The organism is uncultured Modestobacter sp. (assembly GCF_947486615.1).
Classification (GTDB): domain Bacteria; phylum Actinomycetota; class Actinomycetes; order Mycobacteriales; family Geodermatophilaceae; genus Modestobacter.
Map to the genome: position 1 here is coordinate 34,078 of NZ_CANKUD010000011.1, position 17,425 is coordinate 51,502.

The window sequence follows — 17,425 nt, forward strand, 5'->3', positions numbered from 1 at the left end:
GCCGGAGGGCACACCGCCGGTCAGACCGGGGCGACCGCCGAGAGGATCAGCCAGGCGACGGCCGCCGAGGGCAGCAGCGAGTCCATCCGGTCCATCAGCCCGCCGTGCCCGGGCAGGAGGTCGCCCATGTCCTTGATGCCCAGGTCACGCTTGATCAGCGACTCCCCCAGGTCGCCGAGGGTGGCGGTCAGCGCGATCGCCACGCCGTAGAGCACCCCACCCCACCAGGGACCGTGGAAGGTCAGCGTCACCAGCAACGTCCCGACGAGCACGCAGGCCGCGACCGACCCGGCCAGTCCCTCCCAGGACTTCTTAGGGCTGATCGACCTGGCCAGCGGGTGCTTGCCGAACAGCACCCCGGCGGCGAAGCCACCCACGTCGCTGCACACCACCGTCACGATGAAGGCGAGCACCCGGGCAACCCCGTCGTCCGGGGCCAGCAGCAGCACCGCGAAACCGGCGAGCAGCGGGACGTACAGCGCGACGAACACCGCCGCGGAGGCATCCCGCAGGTACCCGACCGGGCCGTCGCCCAGCCGCCACAGCAGCACCGCGACCACGGTCAACAGGAAGCCGACCACCAACCCCGATGGGCCGCGGGTCCACGCCAGCGTGAGCATGGCCAGCCCGCCCACGACCACCGGCGTGCGGGGTGGTCGGTGCCCGCCCTTCACCAGGGCGCCGCTGAGCTCGACGACGCTGATCAGCACGGCCACGCCCAGCACCGCCAGGAACGCCGGCCGCCAGACCAGCAGGGTCGCGATGATCACCGCACCGAGACCGAGTCCGACCCCGACTGCGGCCGCCATGTCCCGGCCGGCCCGACCGGTCGCCCGGGGGGCGCCGCTGGGGGTGTCCTGCGGCGGCTCACCGGTGGCCTCGGCCCCCGGCGCGTCCGGCACGGCGGTCATCGGGGGCGCGTCGTCCCCGACGGCGGTGAGGGCACCGGTCGGGAGCTCGTCCCGCTCATCGGTCCACGCGTCACCGAGCAGGTCAGCGCCGGCGTCCTCCGGTGCCCGGTCCCAGGTCAGCCCGACCGTGCTCGGGCCGGGGACGTCCTCGGGCGCCACCCGTGGCGCGGGCCGACCGGGCAGTGGCGGCCGCGGCGGCACCGGTGGCTGGCTGATCCGGACCACCGGCGCGTCCTCGTCGTCCCGGCGTGGGACGGCGTCGGCAGGACGCGGGACGCCGGGCGGGCCCGTCCGGCTGCGGGCACGCTCGCGCCCCGGGCCGGGCGGCTCGGGGCGGTGCGGGTCGGGGGTCACCAGCGGGTGTCCGGGTTCGACTCAGACGTCGAGGAGCTCGGTCTCCTTGTTCTTCATCGCCTCGTCGATGCTCGCCACGTGGGCGGCGGTGAGGTCGTCGAGCTCCTTCTCGGCACGACGCACCTCGTCCTCACCGGCCTCGCCGTCCTTGCCGATGCGGTCCAGCTCCTCCTTGGCCCGCCGGCGCACGTTCCGGATGGCGACCTTGGCGTCCTCGCCCTTGGACCGGGCGACCTTCACCAGGTCGCGACGGCGCTCCTCGGTCAGCTGCGGGAAGACCACGCGGATCAGTGACCCGTCGTTGGTCGGGTTCACGCCCAGGTCGGAGTTGCGGATCGACTTCTCGATGGCCTGCAGCTGGCTGGCGTCGTAGGGCTTGATGACCGCCATCCGCGCCTCGGGCACCGTGATCGAGGCCATCTGCGGCACGGGGGTCGGCGCACCGTAGTAGTCGACGACGACCTTGTTGAACATGGACGGCGCGGCGCGGCCGGTGCGCACGGAACCGAGGTCCTCGCGGGCGACCGACAAGGCCTTGTCCATCCGCTCCTCGGCGTCGAGCAGGGTGTCGTCGATCACGGGGTCATCTCCTCCTGCGGCTGCTGCCGCCGTGCTGGCCGGGGTCTGGTGCGGGTGGGACGGCGTCCGGCGTGCGCCGTCCGGCGGTCAGGAGCCAGCGGTCAGGCCGGCTCGCTGATCAGGGTGCCGATCCTCTCACCTGCCACTGCCCGCGCGATGTTGCCGTCACGCAGCAGGTTGAACACCACGATCGGCATCTTGTTGTCCATGCACAGGCTGATCGCCGTGGCGTCGGCGACCTTGAGCTGCTTGGCCAGCACCGTGCCGTAGTCCAGGTCGCGGTACATGGTGGCCGCCGGGTTGGTGCGCGGGTCGTCGTCGTAGACGCCGTCCACCCCGTTCTTGGCCATCAGCAGCACCTGGCACTCGATCTCCAGGGCGCGCTGGGCGGCGACGGTGTCGGTGGAGAAGTACGGCATGCCGGCGCCTGCGCCGAAGATGACCAGGCGGCCCTTCTCCATGTGCCGGATCGCCTTGCGCGGGATGTAGGGCTCGGCGACCTGGCCCATGGTGATCGCGGTCTGCACGCGCGTCTCCAGGCCGGCCTTCTCGCAGAAGTCCTGCAGCGCGAGGCAGTTCATCACCGTGCCGAGCATGCCCATGTAGTCGGCGTGGCTGCGGTCCATGCCGGCCTGGGAGAGCTCGGCGCCGCGGAAGAAGTTGCCTCCGCCGACGACCACGGCGACCTGCGTGCCGGCGCCCACCACCGCGGCCAGCTGCTCGGCCATGCTGCGGATGATGACCGGGTCGACGCCGACCTTGCCGCCACCGAAGGCCTCCCCCGAGAGCTTCAGGAGCACCCGGCGGTAGCCGGAGCCGTCCAGCGGGGCGAAGGCGGTGGGGGCGGACTTGAGCGCCCCCTGGGTGGCGGGCTGGGTGTCGGTCACGAGCGTCCCTCGGTTCGGTGTCGGGTGGATCGATCCTGCCCCATCCCGGCGCGGGTCTCCCGCGCTGCCGGGCCTGGACAGGCCACCGGCCCCGTCCTCCTGACGGAGGGAGCGGGGCCGGTGGATGTCACGGGCGTTCAGACCTGGATCAGGCCTGGCCGACCTCGAAGCGGGCGAACCGGTCGACGGTCAGACCGGCGTCGGCGATGACCTGCTTGACGGTGCGCTTCGGCTCGGTGATCGAGGGCTGCTCGAGGAGCACGAAGTCCTTGAAGTAGGCGTTGACCCGACCCTCGACGATCTTGCTGATCGCCTGCTCGGGCTTGCCCTCCTCCTTCGCGGTCTGCTCGGCGACCCGGCGCTCGGTCTCGACCGCCTCGGCCGGGACCTCCTCGCGGGTCAGGTACCGCGGCCGGGCGGCGGCGATGTGCATCGCCAGCGACCGGGCCGCGTCCTCGTCGCCACCGGAGTACTGCACGGCGACACCGATGGCCGGGGGCAGGTCGGTGGCGCGCTTGTGGAGGTACACGGCGGTGGGGCCCTCGAACAGGGCGACCTTGGACAGCACGAGCTTCTCGCCGATGCGGGCCGACTCGCCCTCGATCAGCTTCTCGACGGTCTGGCCGTCGACCTCGGTGGCCAGCAGGCCCGCTGCGTCGGCCGGCTTGGCCTCCAGCGCGAGGCCCAGCAGCCGGTCGGCCAGGGCGACGAAGTCGGCGTTCTTGGCGACGAAGTCGGTCTCGCAGTCGAGCTCGAGCAGCGCGCCGTCGCGGCTGACGACGATGCCGTTGGTGGTGGAGCGCTCCAGGCGCTTGCCCACGTCCTTCGCGCCCTTGACGCGGAGGAACTCGATGGCCTTGTCGTAGTCGCCATCGGCCTCGGTCAGGGCCTTCTTGGAGTCCATCATGCCGGCGCCGGTGGCGTCACGGAGACGCTTCACGTCGGCTGCGGTGAAAGCAGGCATGTCACTTCCTCTGCTCTGGTGGGGAGGGGCACACGGCCCCGAGATCGAGTTGTCAGCGCAAGCCCGCCCTCCCCGTCCGGTGGACGGGGAGGGCGGACCGGCCCCCTCGCAGGGCCCCACCGCGAGCGTGCGTGCGGTGGGGGGCGAGGGGGTCCTTACTCAGCCGTTCTGCGCGCCCTGGGTACCGGTGCTCTGGTCGCCGGTGGCCGGGACGCCCTCGACCGGGGCGACCTCGTCGGCCGTCACGGCCGGCGGGGCGGCCGGGGTCTCGGGCAGCTCGGTGGCGGTGGCCTCGCCGGCGGGGGCCTCGGTGGCCACGGCCGGGACGGCCTCGGCAGCCGGGGCGGCGGCGTCGGCGGTGCCGCCGGTCAGCAGCTCGCGCTCCCAGTCGGCCAGCGGCTCGGCGGCGGCCGGGGCCTCGGCGCCGTCCTCGCTACGACCGGCGTTGGCCTGCGCGGCCGAGCGGGCCATGAGGCCCTCGGCGACCGCGTCGGCGATCACGCGGGTCAGCAGCGCGGTGCTGCGGATGGCGTCGTCGTTGCCCGGGATCTTGTAGTCGACCTCGTCGGGGTCGCAGTTGGTGTCGAGGATCGCGACGACGGGGATGCCCAGCTTCCGGGCCTCACCGACGGCGATGTGCTCCTTCTTGGTGTCGACGATCCAGACGGCGCTGGGCACCTTCTGCATGTCGCGGATGCCGCCGAGGGAGCGCTCGAGCTTGGCCTTCTCGCGGGAGAGGACCAGCTGCTCCTTCTTGGAGAGGCTGACCAGCGCGCCGGTCTGCTCGAGGTCCTCGAGCTCCTTGAGCCGGGCGAGGCGCTTGTAGACGGTCTGGAAGTTGGTGAGCATGCCGCCCAGCCAGCGCTGGTTCACGTAGGGCATGCCGACGCGGGTCGCCTGCTCGGCGATGACCTCCTGCGCCTGGCGCTTCGTGCCGATGAACATGATCGAACCGCCGTGGGCCACGGTCTGCTTGACGAACTCGTAGGCCTGGTCGATGTAACCCAGCGTCTGCTGGATGTCGATGATGTAGATGCCGTTGCGCTCGGTGAAGATGAACCGCTTCATCTTCGGGTTCCAGCGACGGGTCTGGTGCCCGAAGTGGACCCCGCTGTCGAGCAGGTTCTTCATGCTGACGACTGCCACGTGGCGCCGCCTTCCTTCTCGTGCGCGGGCGGCCAGGGGCCGCCGTCGCGCTGCTCGGTTGTCGCGGGCGCACCGGGAGGTGCGCCGCCCTGGTGTCCGGCCGCGCCACCGAACCCGCCGGAGCGGGACCGAGGTGACGACTGCCCCGCGGCGCTCGCCAGGTGCACGAGCAGCGGGAAGAGGACACGCGAAGTCGATCCGCCGGAGGCGGACCGCAGGACGAGCATACGCCGTGTCGAGAGGCCTCTCGACCAGGCCGTCCCCAGGTGCCCCGGGCGTCCACAGCTCCCCTGCCTGGGCCCCTCACCCCGCAGCCGGGCGGCAGGGTCCAGGTGTGCCTCTCCGCCGGCTGCCCATCGTGCTCCTGGTGGCCTGCACCCTGGTCAGCGCACAGCCCGCCCCGACGGCCCGCGCCGCCCCGCCGTCCGTGGACGCCCCGCCGTCCGCCAACGCACTGTGGGACTGGCCGCTGGCGCCGGCCCACACCGTGACCCGGCCGTTCGAACCCCCGCCGGGGCCCTACGCCGCCGGGCACCGCGGCGTCGACCTGGCCGGCGACACCGGCCAGCAGGTGCTGGCGGCCGGGGCCGGCACCGTCGCCTTCGCCGGCATGGTCGCCGGGCGGCCGGTGGTCAGCGTCGACCACCCGAACGGCCTGCGGACGACGTACGAGCCGGTGCGTCCCGGGCTCGCGGCCGGTCAGCCGGTGTCCCGCGGTCAGCCGCTCGGGGTGCTGGACGGCGGCCACGCGGGCTGTCCGGTCGATGCGTGCCTGCACTGGGGGCTGCGACGGGCCGAGATCTACCTCGACCCGCTGTCCCTGCTCCGCCCACCGAGGGTCCGGCTGCTGCCCTGGCCGTGATCGGTGCCGGGTCGGGTTCGCCTCCGGTGCAGACGCCGGCCCAGCGTGAGTGGCCTCGGCCGGGACTCTGCCGGCCCCGACCCCAGCCAGCCGTGACCCGGTGTCGAAGCGGTCGTCCAGGCCATCCGGCACGGGCACTGCACCGGGTGGTGCGGTGCGGCCCCCGTTGGCCGGGCGGTACCGGCGCTACCGTCCTGCTGTGCGATTCCGACGCAAGCGGGCCCCGAAGCCGGGCGACACCGAGCAGAGCGGCGCTGGCCCGGCCGCGGAGCAGGGCGCCACCGGTCCGGCCGGCTCGGCTCTGCCCAGCGCACCGGACGACGTCACCGTGCCGGGCGACCCCGCTCCGGGGGACGCCGCGGAGCAGGACGCCGACCAGGTCCTGGGAGACCTCCGCCGGGTGATCGACCGGTTCGGCTGGGCCGTGCTGCACGGTGGCGGCACCTCCCCCGCCGACCCCCGCTACTCCTACACGGTCGGGCTGTCGGCCTGGCAGCACCCCGAGGTGATCGTCGTCGGGCTGCCGTTCCCGGCCGGCGAGAAGTACCTGAACCTGGTCGGTGAGGCCGTCCGCGCGGGCGCACGGTTCGGTCCGGGCGTGTCCACCACCGCGCTGACCGACCCCGACTCCCCCGTCGTGTTCCTGACCGTCGAGGACACCACCCGGCTGTCGGTGGCCGAGCAGTTCTCCGGTTCGGTCGACGCGCTGCAGCTGATCTGGCCGGACTCCACCGGGCTGCTGCCCTGGCAGGATGGCCACCGCAACCCGCCGGGCGCCCAGCCGCTGCTCGGCCCGCGCCCCGACGAGCGCCCGGCCGGCGACTGAGACAAGGCCGCAGGGCGGGCCCATGGCCGCAGGGCGGGCCCATGGCCGCAGGGCGCACCCGTGGCCGCCGTCCTGTGACGGCACCCGGCCGTCGTCGTCTCCGCGGAGGGGCACCCGGGGCGGCGCAGGGGCCGACCCGAGGTCAGGCGATGTCGGCGAGCTTGGTGCGCAGGTGCAGCACGGCCTTGGTGTGCAGCTGGCAGATCCGGCTCTCGGTGACGCCCAGGACGCGGCCGATGTCGGCCAGGGTCAGGCCCTCGAAGTAGTAGAGGCTGACGACGACCTTCTCCCGGTCCGGGAGCTGCTCCACCGCCCGGGCCAGCAGCTGCCGGGCCTCGCCGTGCTCGGCCATCGCCTGCGGGTCCAGGGCGGCGGTGTCCTTGAGCGTGTCGCCCAGCCGGGGCGCCGAACCGTCGTCGTCGACCAGCAGCTCGTCGAGGGCGACCACGTTGACCAGGGAGAGCTGGCCGAGGAACTTGCGGACGTCCTCGACGTCCATCTCCATCTCGTCGGCGACCTCTTCGTCGGTCGGGCTGCGCTGCAGCCTGGCCTCCAGCGCGGCGACCGTGCGCTCGTACTGCCGGGCCTTCATCCGCACCGAGCGCGGGATCCAGTCGGTGGAGCGCAGCTCGTCGATGATCGCGCCCCGGATGCGGGCCATGGCGTAGCTCTCGAACTTGATCTCCCGCGAGGGTTCGAAGCGGGTGATCGCGTCGATCAGGCCGAAGGTGCCGTAGGAGACCAGGTCGGCCTGCTCGACGTGCGCGGGCAGACCGCTGCCCACCCGGCCGGCGACGTACTTGACCAGGGGTGCGTAGTGCAGGATCAGCCGGTCGCGCAGGCCGGTGTCCCGGTCGGCCACGTACCGCCCCCAGAGGTCGGTGACGAAGGAGTCCGGGTCCTCGCTCGCACCGACCTGCTGGACCGTTGCCTCAGACACCCGCACTCCCCCGTTCGACCGTTGCCGTTCCGTTCATCGGCGCACCTCTCACGCTCGGGGATGGGCCTGGGCGTGGACCGCCCGCAACCGTTCGACCGTCACGTGTGTGTAGACCTGCGTGGTGGCGAGGCTAGCGTGACCCAGCAGCTCCTGGACGCTGCGGAGGTCAGCTCCGCCCTCCAGCACGTGCGTGGCCGCCGAGTGCCGCAGGCCGTGCGGGCCGACGTCGGGGGTGCCCGGCGCCGCGGCCACTGCCGCGTGCACGACGCGGCGGGCCTCCCGGGCGTCCAGCCGGCCACCGCGCACACCGAGGAAGAGCGCCGGCCCGCTGCCGGCGGTCGCGAGCACCGGGCGGCCCCGGGTGAGCCAGTCCTCCAGCGCGGCGGCGGCCGGGGCACCGAAGGGCACGCTGCGCTCCTTGCGGCCCTTGCCGAGCACCCGTAGCAGCCGCCTGCCCCGGTCGACGTCGTCGACGTCCAGGCCGACCAGCTCACCGACGCGCACGCCGCTGGCGTAGAGCAGCTCCACCACCAGCACGTTGCGCAGCCGCAGCGCCGTGTCGGCCGGTTGCTCGTCCTCGGCGGCGGGGCGGGCGGCCTCCTCGAGCACCGCCCGGGCCTGGTCGGCGCCCAGCACGCCGGGCAGGGTGCGGTGCGCGCGTGGGCTGGACAGCCGCAGGCCGACGTCCTCGGCCACCTGGCCACTGCGGCGCAGGTGGGCGGTGAACGAGCGCGCCGAGGCGGCGCGCCGCGCGGTGGTCGACCGGGCGTCACCACGAGTGCGCCCCAGGGCCAGCCAGCTGCGCAGGGTGGCCAGGTCGAGGTCGGCCACGGTGCGGCCACTGCGACGGACCAGGTGGTCCAGCAGCGAGACGACGTCGCCGACGTACCCGCGGACGGTGTGCTCGGAGAGGTCCCGCTGCAGCCGCAGGTGCTCCTCCCAGGCCTCCAGCGACTCGGCCAGCGCAGGCGGCAGCCCTGCGCGCAGCTCTGCGGTCCCGGTGGGCATGGGCGCAGCGTCCGTCGGCGGACCCGGCCGGTCAACCCGCCGCGCCGGGCGATGGGTTGCCCACGATCTCCTGGCGCCAGGCACTGACGACGACCGCGACCGCCGGCGGGAGCCACCGGCGGCCGCGAACGGCTGCTCAGGCCCTCGACGCCGTGGACGTGACCCGCCAGCCGGTGCCGGTCCACTCGACCAGCTCGGCCAGCTCCAGGGCCGGCAGCACCCGCAGCACGTCCACGACGGTGCAGCCGGCGACGGCGGCCAGCCGCTCCGGCGGCACACCGGCGCGCACCGGGCAGGCGTCGAGCACCCGGCGGGCGACGTCCGACAGTGAGTCCCGGGCCCTCGCCGGTGGCTCTGCCGGCAGCTCCAGCCCCTCCCCCATCCGGCCGACCGCCGCCACGACGTCGGTTGCCGAGGTCACCAGGACCGCCGCCCGCTCGGTGTCGCGCAGCAGCTGGTGGCACCCGACGCTCATCGCCGAGGTGACCGGGCCCGGCACCGCCATCACCTGCTTGCCCAGGTCCCTGGCCCTCTTGGCGGTGGCCTGCGCTCCCGACCGCGCAGCGGCCTCGACCACGACCGTGCCGCGGGTGAGCGCGGCGATCAACCGGTTGCGCACCAGGAACCGGTGACGCAGCGGGGCGCACCCCGGGGGCCACTCGCTGATCAGCAGACCGTCGTCCAGCAGGCGGGCGAACAGGGCCGAGTGCGATGCCGGGTAGGCGCGGTCGACCCCGCAGGCGAGCACCGCGACCGTGGGGGCGCCCGCGGCCAGGGCACCGCGGTGCGCGGCGGCGTCGATGCCGAAGGCGCCACCGGAGACCGTCGTCCAGCCCCGCTCCGCCAGCCCGTGCGCGAGCTCCGCGGCGACGTGCTCGCCGTAGGCGGTCGAGGCCCGGGCGCCGACCAGCGCCACCGACCGGTCGACCACCTCGGCCAGCGGACGCTCCCCGCGCACCCACAGGGCCAGCGGCGGCACCAACGACAGCGTCCGGTCCACGGCGGCGTCCGGCGCCTCGCGGGCGGAGGCGACGGTGAGGCAGTGCAGTGCCTGCACCGGCCACTCGTCGTCCTCGGGCACGACCAGCCGGGCGCCGCAGCGCTCCGCACGGGCCAGGTCGTCGATGCTGGTGTCTTCCCCGACGCGGGCACCGGCCAGCGCCTGGACCGCCGGCGGCGCCGCCCCGGCGCGCAGCGCCGCGGCGGCGGCCACCGGCCCGGCCTCCTCGACGAACCGCCACATCGCCACCGACCCCGGCTCCACCGCCCTCGACAGCCACGCCCGGGCCCGCCGCACCTCGTGGGCGACCATCGGGTGCCCGCTCATGCCACCACCCGCTGCAGCCGCATGCCGAGCGCCTCCGCGACGTCGTCGGCGGTCGGGACGGAATGGCCGGCCAGGTCGGCGACCGTCCAGGCGACCCGCAACACCCGGTCGAAGCCGCGCACCGACAGCGATCCACGCTCCAGCGCCCGCTCGGCCAGCGACAGGGCCCTCCGCGGTACCGGCCATCGCTCCCGGAGCAGCCGGCCGGGCACGTCGCTGTTGAGCCCCAGCCCGCTGCCGGCCATCCGCTCCGCCGCGGTGGCCCGGGCTCGGTGCACCCGCGCGGCCACCGTCGCGGTCGGCTCCGGGCTGCCCAGCCCGTCCAGCCAGGCCGCGCGGGTGACCGGCGGCAGGGTGACCCGCAGGTCGATGCGGTCCAGCAGCGGGCCGGAGAGCCGGGACTGGTACCGCCGCCGCTCCAGCGGGCTGCAGGTGCAGGCCGTGTCACCGGCCGCGCTGGCGCACGGGCAGGGGTTGGCCGCCAGCACCAGCTGCGCCCGGCAAGGGAAGGTCGCCGCGCCGCTGGCCCGGTGGATCGTCACCGAGCCCCGCTCCAGCGGCTGGCGCAGCGTGTCCAGCACGGTGCGGGGGAACTCGGGCGCCTCATCCAGGAACAGGACGCCGCGGTGGGCCCGGCACAGGGCGCCCGGGCGGATCTGACCCGAGCCGCCGCCGACCAGCGCGGCCATCGTGGCCGAGTGGTGCGGCGCCTCGAACGTCGGCCGGGTGACCAGTGGCGCCCCCGGGGGCAGCGTGCCGGCGATGGAGGCGATCGCGGTGACCTCGAGCGCGGCCTGCTCGTCCAGCGGTGGGAGCAGCCCGGGCAGCCGCTCGGCGAGCATCGTCTTCCCGGCGCCGGGTGGCCCGTTGAGGAACAGGTGGTGGCCACCGGCCGCGGCGACCTCCACCGCCCGCCGTCCGGCCGCCTGGCCGACCACGTCGGCGAGGTCCGGCCCCGGCGGAGCCGGGACGGTCGCCGCCCGCACGTGCGGCGGCAGCAGTGCCTTGCCCGCCAGGTGCGCCACCACCTCGCCCAGGCTGCCGGCGGCGAGGACCTCGACGCCCTCGACCAGGCCGGCCTCGTCCGCGTTGTCCTGCGGCACGACGACCCGCCGGTGGCCGGCGCGCACCGCGGCCAGCACGGCCGGCAGCACACCGCGTACCGCGCGCAGCGAACCGTCCAGCCCGAGTTCCCCGAGCAGCACCAGGTCGCGGACGGCGGCCCCGGGCACCACCCGGGTGCAGGCCAGGACGGCGACGGCCAGTGCCAGGTCGAACCCGCTGCCCTGCTTGGGCATCGCCGCCGGGGACAGCCCGATCGTGACCCGGCGCAGCGGGAAGTCGTGGCCGCTGTTGACCACCGCGGCGCGCACCCGGTCGACCGACTGCCGCACCACCGCGTCCGGCAGGCCGACGAGCACCACCGTGGGCACGCCGGGCGCGAGGTCCACCTCCACCTCGACCATCGCGCCCTGCACACCGGCCAGCCCCACCGACCAGGTCCGCGCGAGCGCCATCAGAACGCGTTCCGCAGGTGGGTGACCCGGACCGGGCCGCTGGGTGGCACGTGCACGCCGACGACGTCGAAGCGCAGGTCGGGCGCGTGGTGGTCGTGGGCGGCCAGCCAGGCGCTGGCCAGCACCCGCAGTCGTCGGCGCTTGGCGGGGGTGACCGCCTCGGCCGGTGGCCCGAATCCGGTGCCGCGTCGGGTCTTGACCTCGCAGAACACCAGCGCATCGCCGTCCCGGGCGACGACGTCGAGCTCACCGCCGCGGCAGCGCCAGTTCCGGTCGAGGACGAGCAGCCCGGCGTCGGTCAGCGCCCGGACGGCGACGCGCTCGCCGTAGGCGCCGAGGGCGGCACGGTGGTCGGGAGGCTGGGCACGGGGCGGAGTGGGCACCCGTCGACCGTGACGGCCGGTGCCGGCGCCCCACCAGGGGCCGGGCCCCACTGTGGACGACGGCCCCGGCTGTGGACGGCGACGAGCCGCCCGGACTCACCAGCGGTGAACGTGCCCGGGTGCGCGGCAACCGGGCGAGGGACCGATCAGGGCAGCCGGGGGTTGTCCGGCAGCTCGAGGTCGGGCTTGTCCAGCTCCTCGACGTTGACGTCCTTGAACGTCACCACCCGCACGTTCTTCACGAACCGGGCAGGGCGGTACATGTCCCACACCCAGGCGTCGGAGAGCTTCAGCTCGAAGAACACCTCTCCCCCGGCGTCGCGGACCTGGAGGTCGACGCTGTTGGCCAGGTAGAAGCGCCGCTCGGTCTCCACGACGTAGGAGAACTGGCGGACGATGTCCTTGTACTCGCGATAGAGCTGCAGCTCCATCTCGGTCTCGTACTTCTCGAGGTCCTCGGTGCTCATCGCGCGTGCTCCATCGGTGCCGGGGACGTCAGTGCCGCGACCGGGGCCCCGGGCGGCACCGGACCATCATCGTGCATGCCGGTCGCAGTCGGCAGCGGCGGCGTGCGGACGGCGTGTGCATCGCGGGCCCGGGCGACGTTGACGAACCGCATCCGGTGCTCCGGGCACGGCCCGTGATGGTCGAGCGCGGCGCTGTGCGCGTCGGTGATGTAGCCCTTGTGCTCGGCGAACCCGTACTGCGGGAACCGGCCGTCCAGCTCCAGCATCACCCGGTCCCGGGTCACCTTCGCCAGCACCGAGGCGGCCGCGACGCACGCGGCGACCCGGTCGCCCTTCCACACCGCGAGCGAGGGCTGCACCAGGCCGCTGACCGGGAAGCCGTCGGTCAGCACGTACTCGGGCAGCGGGTCCAGGGCGCGGACCGCGCGGCGCAGCGCCTCGATGTTGGTCACGTGCATCCCCCGGGCGTCGAGGTCCCCCACCGGGATGGCCACCACCGACCAGGCCAGCGCCCGGTCGACCACCTCGGCGTAGACGTCCTCGCGGGTGGCGGCGTTGAGCAGCTTGGAGTCGGCCAGGCCCGGCACCTTCCCGCGCCGTCCGGCCGGGAGCACGCACGCCGCGGCGACCAGCGGCCCGGCGCACGCGCCGCGGCCCGCCTCGTCCGCGCCGGCGATCGTGGCGAAGCCGCGCTGCCGCAGGGAGCGTTCCATCGCCCAGAGGTCGTCCGGGACGTCGTCACGAGGAGCCCGGCGCCCCGACGGACGGGGTGCGGCGGGAGCAGGTCGAGCGGCCATCGCCTGCCGACCCTACGTCGGCGCAGCGACGGTGTGCGTGTCGCGGGGCCAGGTCGCGCGCGCCCGCTGCGCGGTCCATCAGCCGGCGTCGGCGTCCCGGCCGGGCCGGGTCTGCGCGGGACGGCGTACCCGCCGCCACCCCGTCCGGGGCGGTCGCCGCGACGGCCCGGTCAGCCGGGCACCGCGTCGCCGCCGTCGCCAGGCGCTCAGCGGCGCGGCACCGGCCAGGCCGAGCGCGTACGGCGCAGCGAGGGCGGCGGTGTCCTGGACCGGGGTGGGCTGGCTGCCGGTCGGGGCGAGCCCCTCCGCCTGCCCCTGCTGGATGTCGGGGCTGTCGAGCACGCCGAACCGGTCCAGCGGCCAGACGATCAGCGCCGCCTTGCCGATCACGTCGTCCACCGCGATGGTGCCGGCGTACTCGTCGTCCATGTGTGCCTTGGAGTCGGCCGAGGCCGAGCGGTGGTCGCCCATGACCCACAGCCGCCCCTCGGGCACGCGGACCTGGCCGAACTCCCGGCCGGTGGAGGTACCGGTGCCCAGCGGGGAGTCCTGGTAGATGTAGGGCTCGTCGAGCGGCTCACCGTCGACCAGCACGCGGCCCTCCGGGTCGCAGCACTCGACCGTCTGACCGCCGACGGCGATGACCCGCTTGACGTAGTCGTCCTCGCTCGGCGGCGCGACGCCGATGGCCCGCCCCAGCGTCAGCAGCGCACCGGACAACCAGTTGCCGGGCTCCTCGACGGCGATCTCCGGCGACCAGGTGTCCGGCCCGCGGAAGACGACGATGTCGCCCGGCTCGGGCTCGCCGAACCAGTAGGGCACCTTGTTGACCAGCACCCGGTCGCCGGTGCAGCCGGTGCAGCCGTGCAGCGTCTGCTCCATCGACCCCGACGGGATGAAGAAGGCCTGCACCAGGAAGGTCTTCACCAGCAGCGCCAGCACGAAGGCGATCACCAGCAGCACCGGCAGCTCGCGCAGCAGCGAGCCCTTCTTCGCCCGGTCCTTCCCGCCCCGGCGACCGGACCCGGTGGGTGCGCCGTCGGCGGTGTCGCGCGCGGGGGACTCGGGGGTCGGCTCGGTGGAGGCGGACTGCCCGGTGGGGCGGGCGTCTGCAGGCTCAGCGGGCCCGTGCGTGCTCATCGCGGCCCAGCGTACGGTCCGCCCGACCACGCGGCCGCCGACCCGCCCGCCGGGCGCCGTCGCCGTGCACACCCCACGAACGCGAACGGACCGGCTGCAGAGTGCAGCCGGTCCGTTCGGGGAGACGCTGGGGTCAGCGCGAGACGACCTCGCGCTTCTCCTTGATCTTGGCGGCCTTGCCGCGCAGCTCGCGGAGGTAGTACAGCTTGGCCCGGCGGACGTCACCGCGGGTCAGCACCTCGATCTTCTCGACGACCGGGGTGTGCACCGGGAAGGTGCGCTCCACGCCGACACCGAAGCTGACCTTGCGGACGGTGAAGGTCTCGCGGATGCCGCCGCCCTGACGCCGGATGATGACGCCCTGGAAGACCTGGACACGCGAGCGGTTGCCCTCGATGACCCGCACGTGCACCTTCACGGTGTCCCCGGGACGGAAGTCGGGGATGTCGTCGCGCAGCGACGCAGAGTCGAGGGCGTCCAGGGTGTTCATCGCAGCAGTCCTCAGTCCTAGCGGGAAAGTCGTCGTGACTCGGGCAGCGGTCTCCCACTGCAGCCGTGCCGGGTGGCTGCGCTCCACCGCCCGGTGGGGGACGGAGCCACCGTCGGCGTGAGCCGACGGCCTGCAGCAGCTCTCTACTGTGCCACATCTTCAGTCCACCACGCGTGGCGGCCCCGTCCACGGGCCGCGCAGCACCTCCGGGAGCGCCGTCGCGAGGTCCCGGGGGGCGAACCGCTCGGCGCTGTCGATGATCTCCGCCGGCGACCACCAGCGGTGCGGTTCGTCCAGCTGCCGCTCGAGCTCGGTGCGGCCGCTGACGTCGACGTCGTGCACCACGTCGCGCAGCACGAAGAAGGTCTCCCGGGCGTCGAGCACGGTGTCGCCCCACTGCCCCTGCCACCGGCGGAGCCAGACCGGCCCCTCCAGCGCGGCCGGCCCGACGACGAGGCCGGTCTCCTCGGCGAGCTCCCGCACCGCCGCCGTCCGCAGGTCCTCGCCGTCCTCGACGCCACCGCCGGGGGTGAACCAGTACTCGACGTGGCCGGGGTCGGTGCGTGGCTGCAGGCCGCGACCGCCGAACAGCAGCACCCGCTGCTGCGGGTCGAGCACCAGCACCCGGGCCGAGGGGCGTACCCAGACCCGGGGCGTCACGCCGAGGGGTCCGCGTCCAGCGCGGCGCGGTCGGCGGCGGTGAGCGCGCCGTCGGGCAGCGCGGCGAGCAGGTCGGGACGCCGGTCGGCGGTGCGGCGCAGCGACTCGGCCCGCCGCCAGCGGGCGATGGCCGCGTGGTCACCGGACAGCAGCACCGGCGGGACCTCGTGCCCGCGCCAGGCCGCCGGCCGGGTGTAGGAGGGCCCCTCGAGCAGCCCGTCGGCGTGCGAGTCGAACTCGACGGAGTCGGCGTTGCCCACCACACCGGGGATCAGCCGGGTGACCGCCTCGACCATGACCAGCACGGCTGACTCGCCGCCGGCCAGCACGTAGTCACCGATCGAGACCTCCGACACCGGTCCGGTCCCGGCGGCCCAGTCGGCCACCCGCTGGTCGATGCCCTCGTAGCGGCCGCAGGCGAACACCAGCCCGGGCTCGGTGGCCCACTGGGCCGCGACCGCCTGGGTGAACGGCCGGCCGGCCGGGGTGGGGACGACGAGCCGGGTGCCGGGCGGGCGGACCGCTTCCAGGGCCCGCGCCCAGGGCTCGGGGCGCATGACCATGCCGGGCCCTCCGCCGTACGGGGAGTCGTCGACGGTGCGGTGGACGTCGTCGGTCCACTGCCGCAGGTCGTGCACCCCGACCGAGACCAGCCCTCGGGCCGCGGCCTTGCCCAGCAGCGACTGGCCCAGCGGGGCGAGGTACTCGGGGAAGATCGTGAGGACGTCGACGCGGAACGTCACAGGTCGAGCAGCCCCTCGGGCGGGTCGATGACCAGCCGGCCGGCGGCGACGTCGACGGTCGGGACGATCGCGGTCACGAACGGCACCAGCAGCTCACCGCCCTCGGGACGGCGCACGACGAGCAGCTCGGTGCCTTCGTGCCGGACGGCGGTGACCTGGCCGACCGGCGTGCCGTCGGGCAGCTCGGCGGCCAGCCCGACCAGCTGGTGGTCGTAGAAGGAGTCGGGGTCCTCCAGCTCCGGCAGGGCCGCGACGGGCACCAGGAGCATGGTGTTGCGCAGCGCGTCGGCCGCCTCGCGGTCGGCGACCACAGTGCCGTCGGGCAGGAGCAGGGTGAGCAGCAAGGTGCCGCTGTGCCAGCGGGCCGCCTCGATGGTCAGCGGCCCCCGCGTGGCGGGCTCGGTGAGCAGCGTGCCGCCCGGGGCGAACCGCAGGTCGGGGTCGTCGGTGCGCACCTCGACGGTCACCTGACCACGGACACCGTGGGGCCGGCCGATGCGGCCGACCACCACGGTGTCGGTGTTCTGCGGGGTGGCGCCGGAGGCGCCGGGAGTGCTCAGCGCCCGTCGGTGTCGACGACGTCGACCCGCAGGCCGCGCCCACCGACACCGGTCATGACCTGGCGCAGCGCCTTGGCGGTGCGCCCGCCGCGGCCGATGACCTTGCCGAGGTCGTCGGGGTGCACCCGGACCTCGAGGGTCTTGCCGCGACGGCCGTTGACCATGTCGACCACGACGTCGTCGGGGTTGTCGACGATGCCCTTGACCAGGTGCTCGAGCGCTTCTTCGAGCACGTCTTACTCGGCGGGCGTCTCGGCCGGGGCGCCGGAGGCGGCGGACCCGGAACCGGCGGCGCCGGCCGCCTCGGCCACTGCCTCGGCCGGAGCGGAGGCGGCGTCGGCCTTGGGAGCGGCCTTCTTCTTCGGCGTGGTGGCGTCGGTGGCCGGCTCGCCCATGGCGGCGCGGGCGGCCTCCTCGTAGACGGCCTTCTTGTCGGCCTTGGGAGCCGCGACCTTCATCGGGGCCGGAGCCGGCTCGCCCTTGAACTTCTGCCAGTCACCGGTGACCCGGAGGATGGCGGCGACGGCCTCGGTCGGCTGGGCGCCGACACCCAGCCAGTAGGCGGCGCGCTCGGCGTCGACCTCGATGAAGGAGGGGTCCTCCTTCGGGTGGTACTTGCCGATCGTCTCGATCGAGCGACCGTCCCGCTTGGTGCGGGCGTCGGCGACGACGATGCGGTAGTACGGCGCGCGCATCTTGCCCAGGCGCATGAGCTTGATCTTGGTGGCCACGGTGTGTGGTGTGCTCCTCGAACGTGTGTGGTTGCTCGCCGGAGAAGACGCGTGGGGGTACGCCGGGGCGGAGCGATGGACACGGGCGGGAAACGGTGAGAGGGCCGTCTCCGCCGTGTTCGACAGACCATGA

21 protein-coding genes are annotated in these 17,425 nt (G+C 74.4%); 2 read left to right on the plus strand and 19 right to left on the minus strand.

The window, feature by feature from the left end:
- Positions 1-20: 20 nt before the first annotated feature.
- From Q1A09_RS18105 to rpsB, 5 genes are all read right to left on the minus strand, one after another.
- On the minus strand, positions 21-1,136 hold the full coding sequence (locus tag Q1A09_RS18105) for a phosphatidate cytidylyltransferase (RefSeq protein WP_299958086.1): 1,116 nt from the start codon (positions 1,134-1,136) through the stop codon (positions 21-23).
- A 150-nt stretch (positions 1,137-1,286) separates the two neighbouring features.
- Positions 1,287-1,844: a ribosome recycling factor gene (gene frr, locus Q1A09_RS18110; protein WP_299958089.1), complete on the minus strand. Its 558-nt coding sequence runs from the start codon at positions 1,842-1,844 to the stop codon at positions 1,287-1,289.
- A 101-nt stretch (positions 1,845-1,945) separates the two neighbouring features.
- The gene (gene pyrH, locus Q1A09_RS18115; RefSeq protein WP_299958455.1) at positions 1,946-2,668 is read right to left on the minus strand and encodes a UMP kinase; all 723 of its coding nucleotides are present in this window, start codon (positions 2,666-2,668) and stop codon (positions 1,946-1,948) included.
- A gap of 211 nt (positions 2,669-2,879) precedes the next feature.
- Positions 2,880-3,695, minus strand: a complete 816-nt coding sequence (gene tsf, locus Q1A09_RS18120) for a translation elongation factor Ts (RefSeq protein WP_299958092.1) — start codon at positions 3,693-3,695, stop codon at positions 2,880-2,882.
- A 159-nt stretch (positions 3,696-3,854) separates the two neighbouring features.
- Positions 3,855-4,841, minus strand: coding sequence for a 30S ribosomal protein S2 (gene rpsB / locus Q1A09_RS18125; protein ID WP_299958095.1), 987 nt, complete (start codon positions 4,839-4,841; stop codon positions 3,855-3,857).
- A 334-nt stretch (positions 4,842-5,175) separates the two neighbouring features.
- On the opposite strand from rpsB, the gene Q1A09_RS18130 reads away from it, so the two are divergent.
- Together Q1A09_RS18130 and Q1A09_RS18135 are read left to right on the plus strand one after the other, a co-directional pair.
- Positions 5,176-5,703: a M23 family metallopeptidase gene (locus tag Q1A09_RS18130; RefSeq protein ID WP_299958098.1), complete on the plus strand. Its 528-nt coding sequence runs from the start codon at positions 5,176-5,178 to the stop codon at positions 5,701-5,703.
- 199 nt (positions 5,704-5,902) lie between these two features.
- On the plus strand, positions 5,903-6,529 hold the full coding sequence (locus tag Q1A09_RS18135; RefSeq protein ID WP_299958101.1) for a DUF4262 domain-containing protein: 627 nt from the start codon (positions 5,903-5,905) through the stop codon (positions 6,527-6,529).
- Positions 6,530-6,671: 142 nt separating this feature from the next.
- Here the strand turns inward: Q1A09_RS18135 and whiG are convergent, their stop codons facing one another.
- The 14 genes from whiG to rpsP form a co-directional block, all read right to left on the minus strand.
- Positions 6,672-7,469, minus strand: coding sequence for an RNA polymerase sigma factor WhiG (gene whiG / locus Q1A09_RS18140; protein ID WP_299958104.1), 798 nt, complete (start codon positions 7,467-7,469; stop codon positions 6,672-6,674).
- Between the two features lie 48 nt (positions 7,470-7,517).
- On the minus strand, positions 7,518-8,477 hold the full coding sequence (locus tag Q1A09_RS18145; RefSeq protein WP_299958106.1) for a tyrosine recombinase XerC: 960 nt from the start codon (positions 8,475-8,477) through the stop codon (positions 7,518-7,520).
- A gap of 136 nt (positions 8,478-8,613) precedes the next feature.
- Entirely contained in the window at positions 8,614-9,804 is a 1,191-nt protein-coding gene (dprA, locus tag Q1A09_RS18150; RefSeq protein WP_299958109.1) for a DNA-processing protein DprA, read from the minus strand.
- Positions 9,801-11,321 (minus strand): YifB family Mg chelatase-like AAA ATPase, encoded by a 1,521-nt coding sequence (locus tag Q1A09_RS18155; protein WP_299958111.1) that lies wholly within the window; start codon positions 11,319-11,321, stop codon positions 9,801-9,803. The genes dprA and Q1A09_RS18155 overlap by 4 nt, the downstream gene beginning before the upstream one ends.
- Positions 11,321-11,704, minus strand: a complete 384-nt coding sequence (locus tag Q1A09_RS18160) for a YraN family protein (protein WP_299958114.1) — start codon at positions 11,702-11,704, stop codon at positions 11,321-11,323. Before Q1A09_RS18160 ends, Q1A09_RS18155 begins: the two co-directional genes overlap by 1 nt.
- Positions 11,705-11,850: 146 nt before the next feature.
- Positions 11,851-12,171, minus strand: a complete 321-nt coding sequence (locus Q1A09_RS18165; RefSeq protein WP_163612132.1) for a DUF2469 domain-containing protein — start codon at positions 12,169-12,171, stop codon at positions 11,851-11,853.
- Positions 12,168-12,884, minus strand: coding sequence for a ribonuclease HII (locus tag Q1A09_RS18170; RefSeq protein WP_299958121.1), 717 nt, complete (start codon positions 12,882-12,884; stop codon positions 12,168-12,170). Before Q1A09_RS18170 ends, Q1A09_RS18165 begins: the two co-directional genes overlap by 4 nt.
- Positions 12,885-13,046: 162 nt before the next feature.
- A complete protein-coding gene (lepB, locus tag Q1A09_RS18175) occupies positions 13,047-14,108 on the minus strand; it encodes a signal peptidase I (RefSeq protein ID WP_299958124.1) in 1,062 nt (353 codons plus the stop codon).
- Positions 14,109-14,241: 133 nt separating this feature from the next.
- A complete protein-coding gene (gene rplS, locus Q1A09_RS18180) occupies positions 14,242-14,598 on the minus strand; it encodes a 50S ribosomal protein L19 (protein WP_299958127.1) in 357 nt (118 codons plus the stop codon).
- A gap of 159 nt (positions 14,599-14,757) precedes the next feature.
- A complete protein-coding gene (locus tag Q1A09_RS18185) occupies positions 14,758-15,258 on the minus strand; it encodes an NUDIX hydrolase (protein ID WP_299958129.1) in 501 nt (166 codons plus the stop codon).
- Positions 15,255-16,001: a tRNA (guanosine(37)-N1)-methyltransferase TrmD gene (trmD, locus tag Q1A09_RS18190; protein ID WP_299958131.1), complete on the minus strand. Its 747-nt coding sequence runs from the start codon at positions 15,999-16,001 to the stop codon at positions 15,255-15,257. Before trmD ends, Q1A09_RS18185 begins: the two co-directional genes overlap by 4 nt.
- The gene (gene rimM / locus Q1A09_RS18195) at positions 15,998-16,513 is read right to left on the minus strand and encodes a ribosome maturation factor RimM (RefSeq protein ID WP_299958133.1); all 516 of its coding nucleotides are present in this window, start codon (positions 16,511-16,513) and stop codon (positions 15,998-16,000) included. Before rimM ends, trmD begins: the two co-directional genes overlap by 4 nt.
- A 44-nt stretch (positions 16,514-16,557) precedes the next feature.
- Positions 16,558-16,794 (minus strand): RNA-binding protein, encoded by a 237-nt coding sequence (locus tag Q1A09_RS18200; protein WP_299958160.1) that lies wholly within the window; start codon positions 16,792-16,794, stop codon positions 16,558-16,560.
- 3 nt (positions 16,795-16,797) lie between these two features.
- Positions 16,798-17,292 carry a 30S ribosomal protein S16 gene (gene rpsP / locus Q1A09_RS18205; protein ID WP_299958163.1) on the minus strand — a complete coding sequence of 165 codons (495 nt, stop codon included), beginning with the start codon at positions 17,290-17,292 and terminating at the stop codon, positions 16,798-16,800.
- Between the last annotated feature and the right edge of the window lie 133 nt (positions 17,293-17,425).

Coding starts and splice junctions, on each gene's coding strand:
- tsf (WP_299958092.1), bottom strand. CDS start 3,695: ATGCCTGCTTTCACCGCAGCCGACGTGAAGCGTCTCCGTGACGCCACC.
- Q1A09_RS18155 (WP_299958111.1), bottom strand. CDS start 11,321: ATGGCGCTCGCGCGGACCTGGTCGGTGGGGCTGGCCGGTGTGCAGGGC.
- dprA (WP_299958109.1), bottom strand. CDS start 9,804: ATGAGCGGGCACCCGATGGTCGCCCACGAGGTGCGGCGGGCCCGGGCG.
- Q1A09_RS18165 (WP_163612132.1), bottom strand. CDS start 12,171: ATGAGCACCGAGGACCTCGAGAAGTACGAGACCGAGATGGAGCTGCAG.
- Q1A09_RS18170 (WP_299958121.1), bottom strand. CDS start 12,884: ATGGAACGCTCCCTGCGGCAGCGCGGCTTCGCCACGATCGCCGGCGCG.
- lepB (WP_299958124.1), bottom strand. CDS start 14,108: ATGAGCACGCACGGGCCCGCTGAGCCTGCAGACGCCCGCCCCACCGGG.
- rplS (WP_299958127.1), bottom strand. CDS start 14,598: ATGAACACCCTGGACGCCCTCGACTCTGCGTCGCTGCGCGACGACATC.
- Q1A09_RS18145 (WP_299958106.1), bottom strand. CDS start 8,477: ATGCCCACCGGGACCGCAGAGCTGCGCGCAGGGCTGCCGCCTGCGCTG.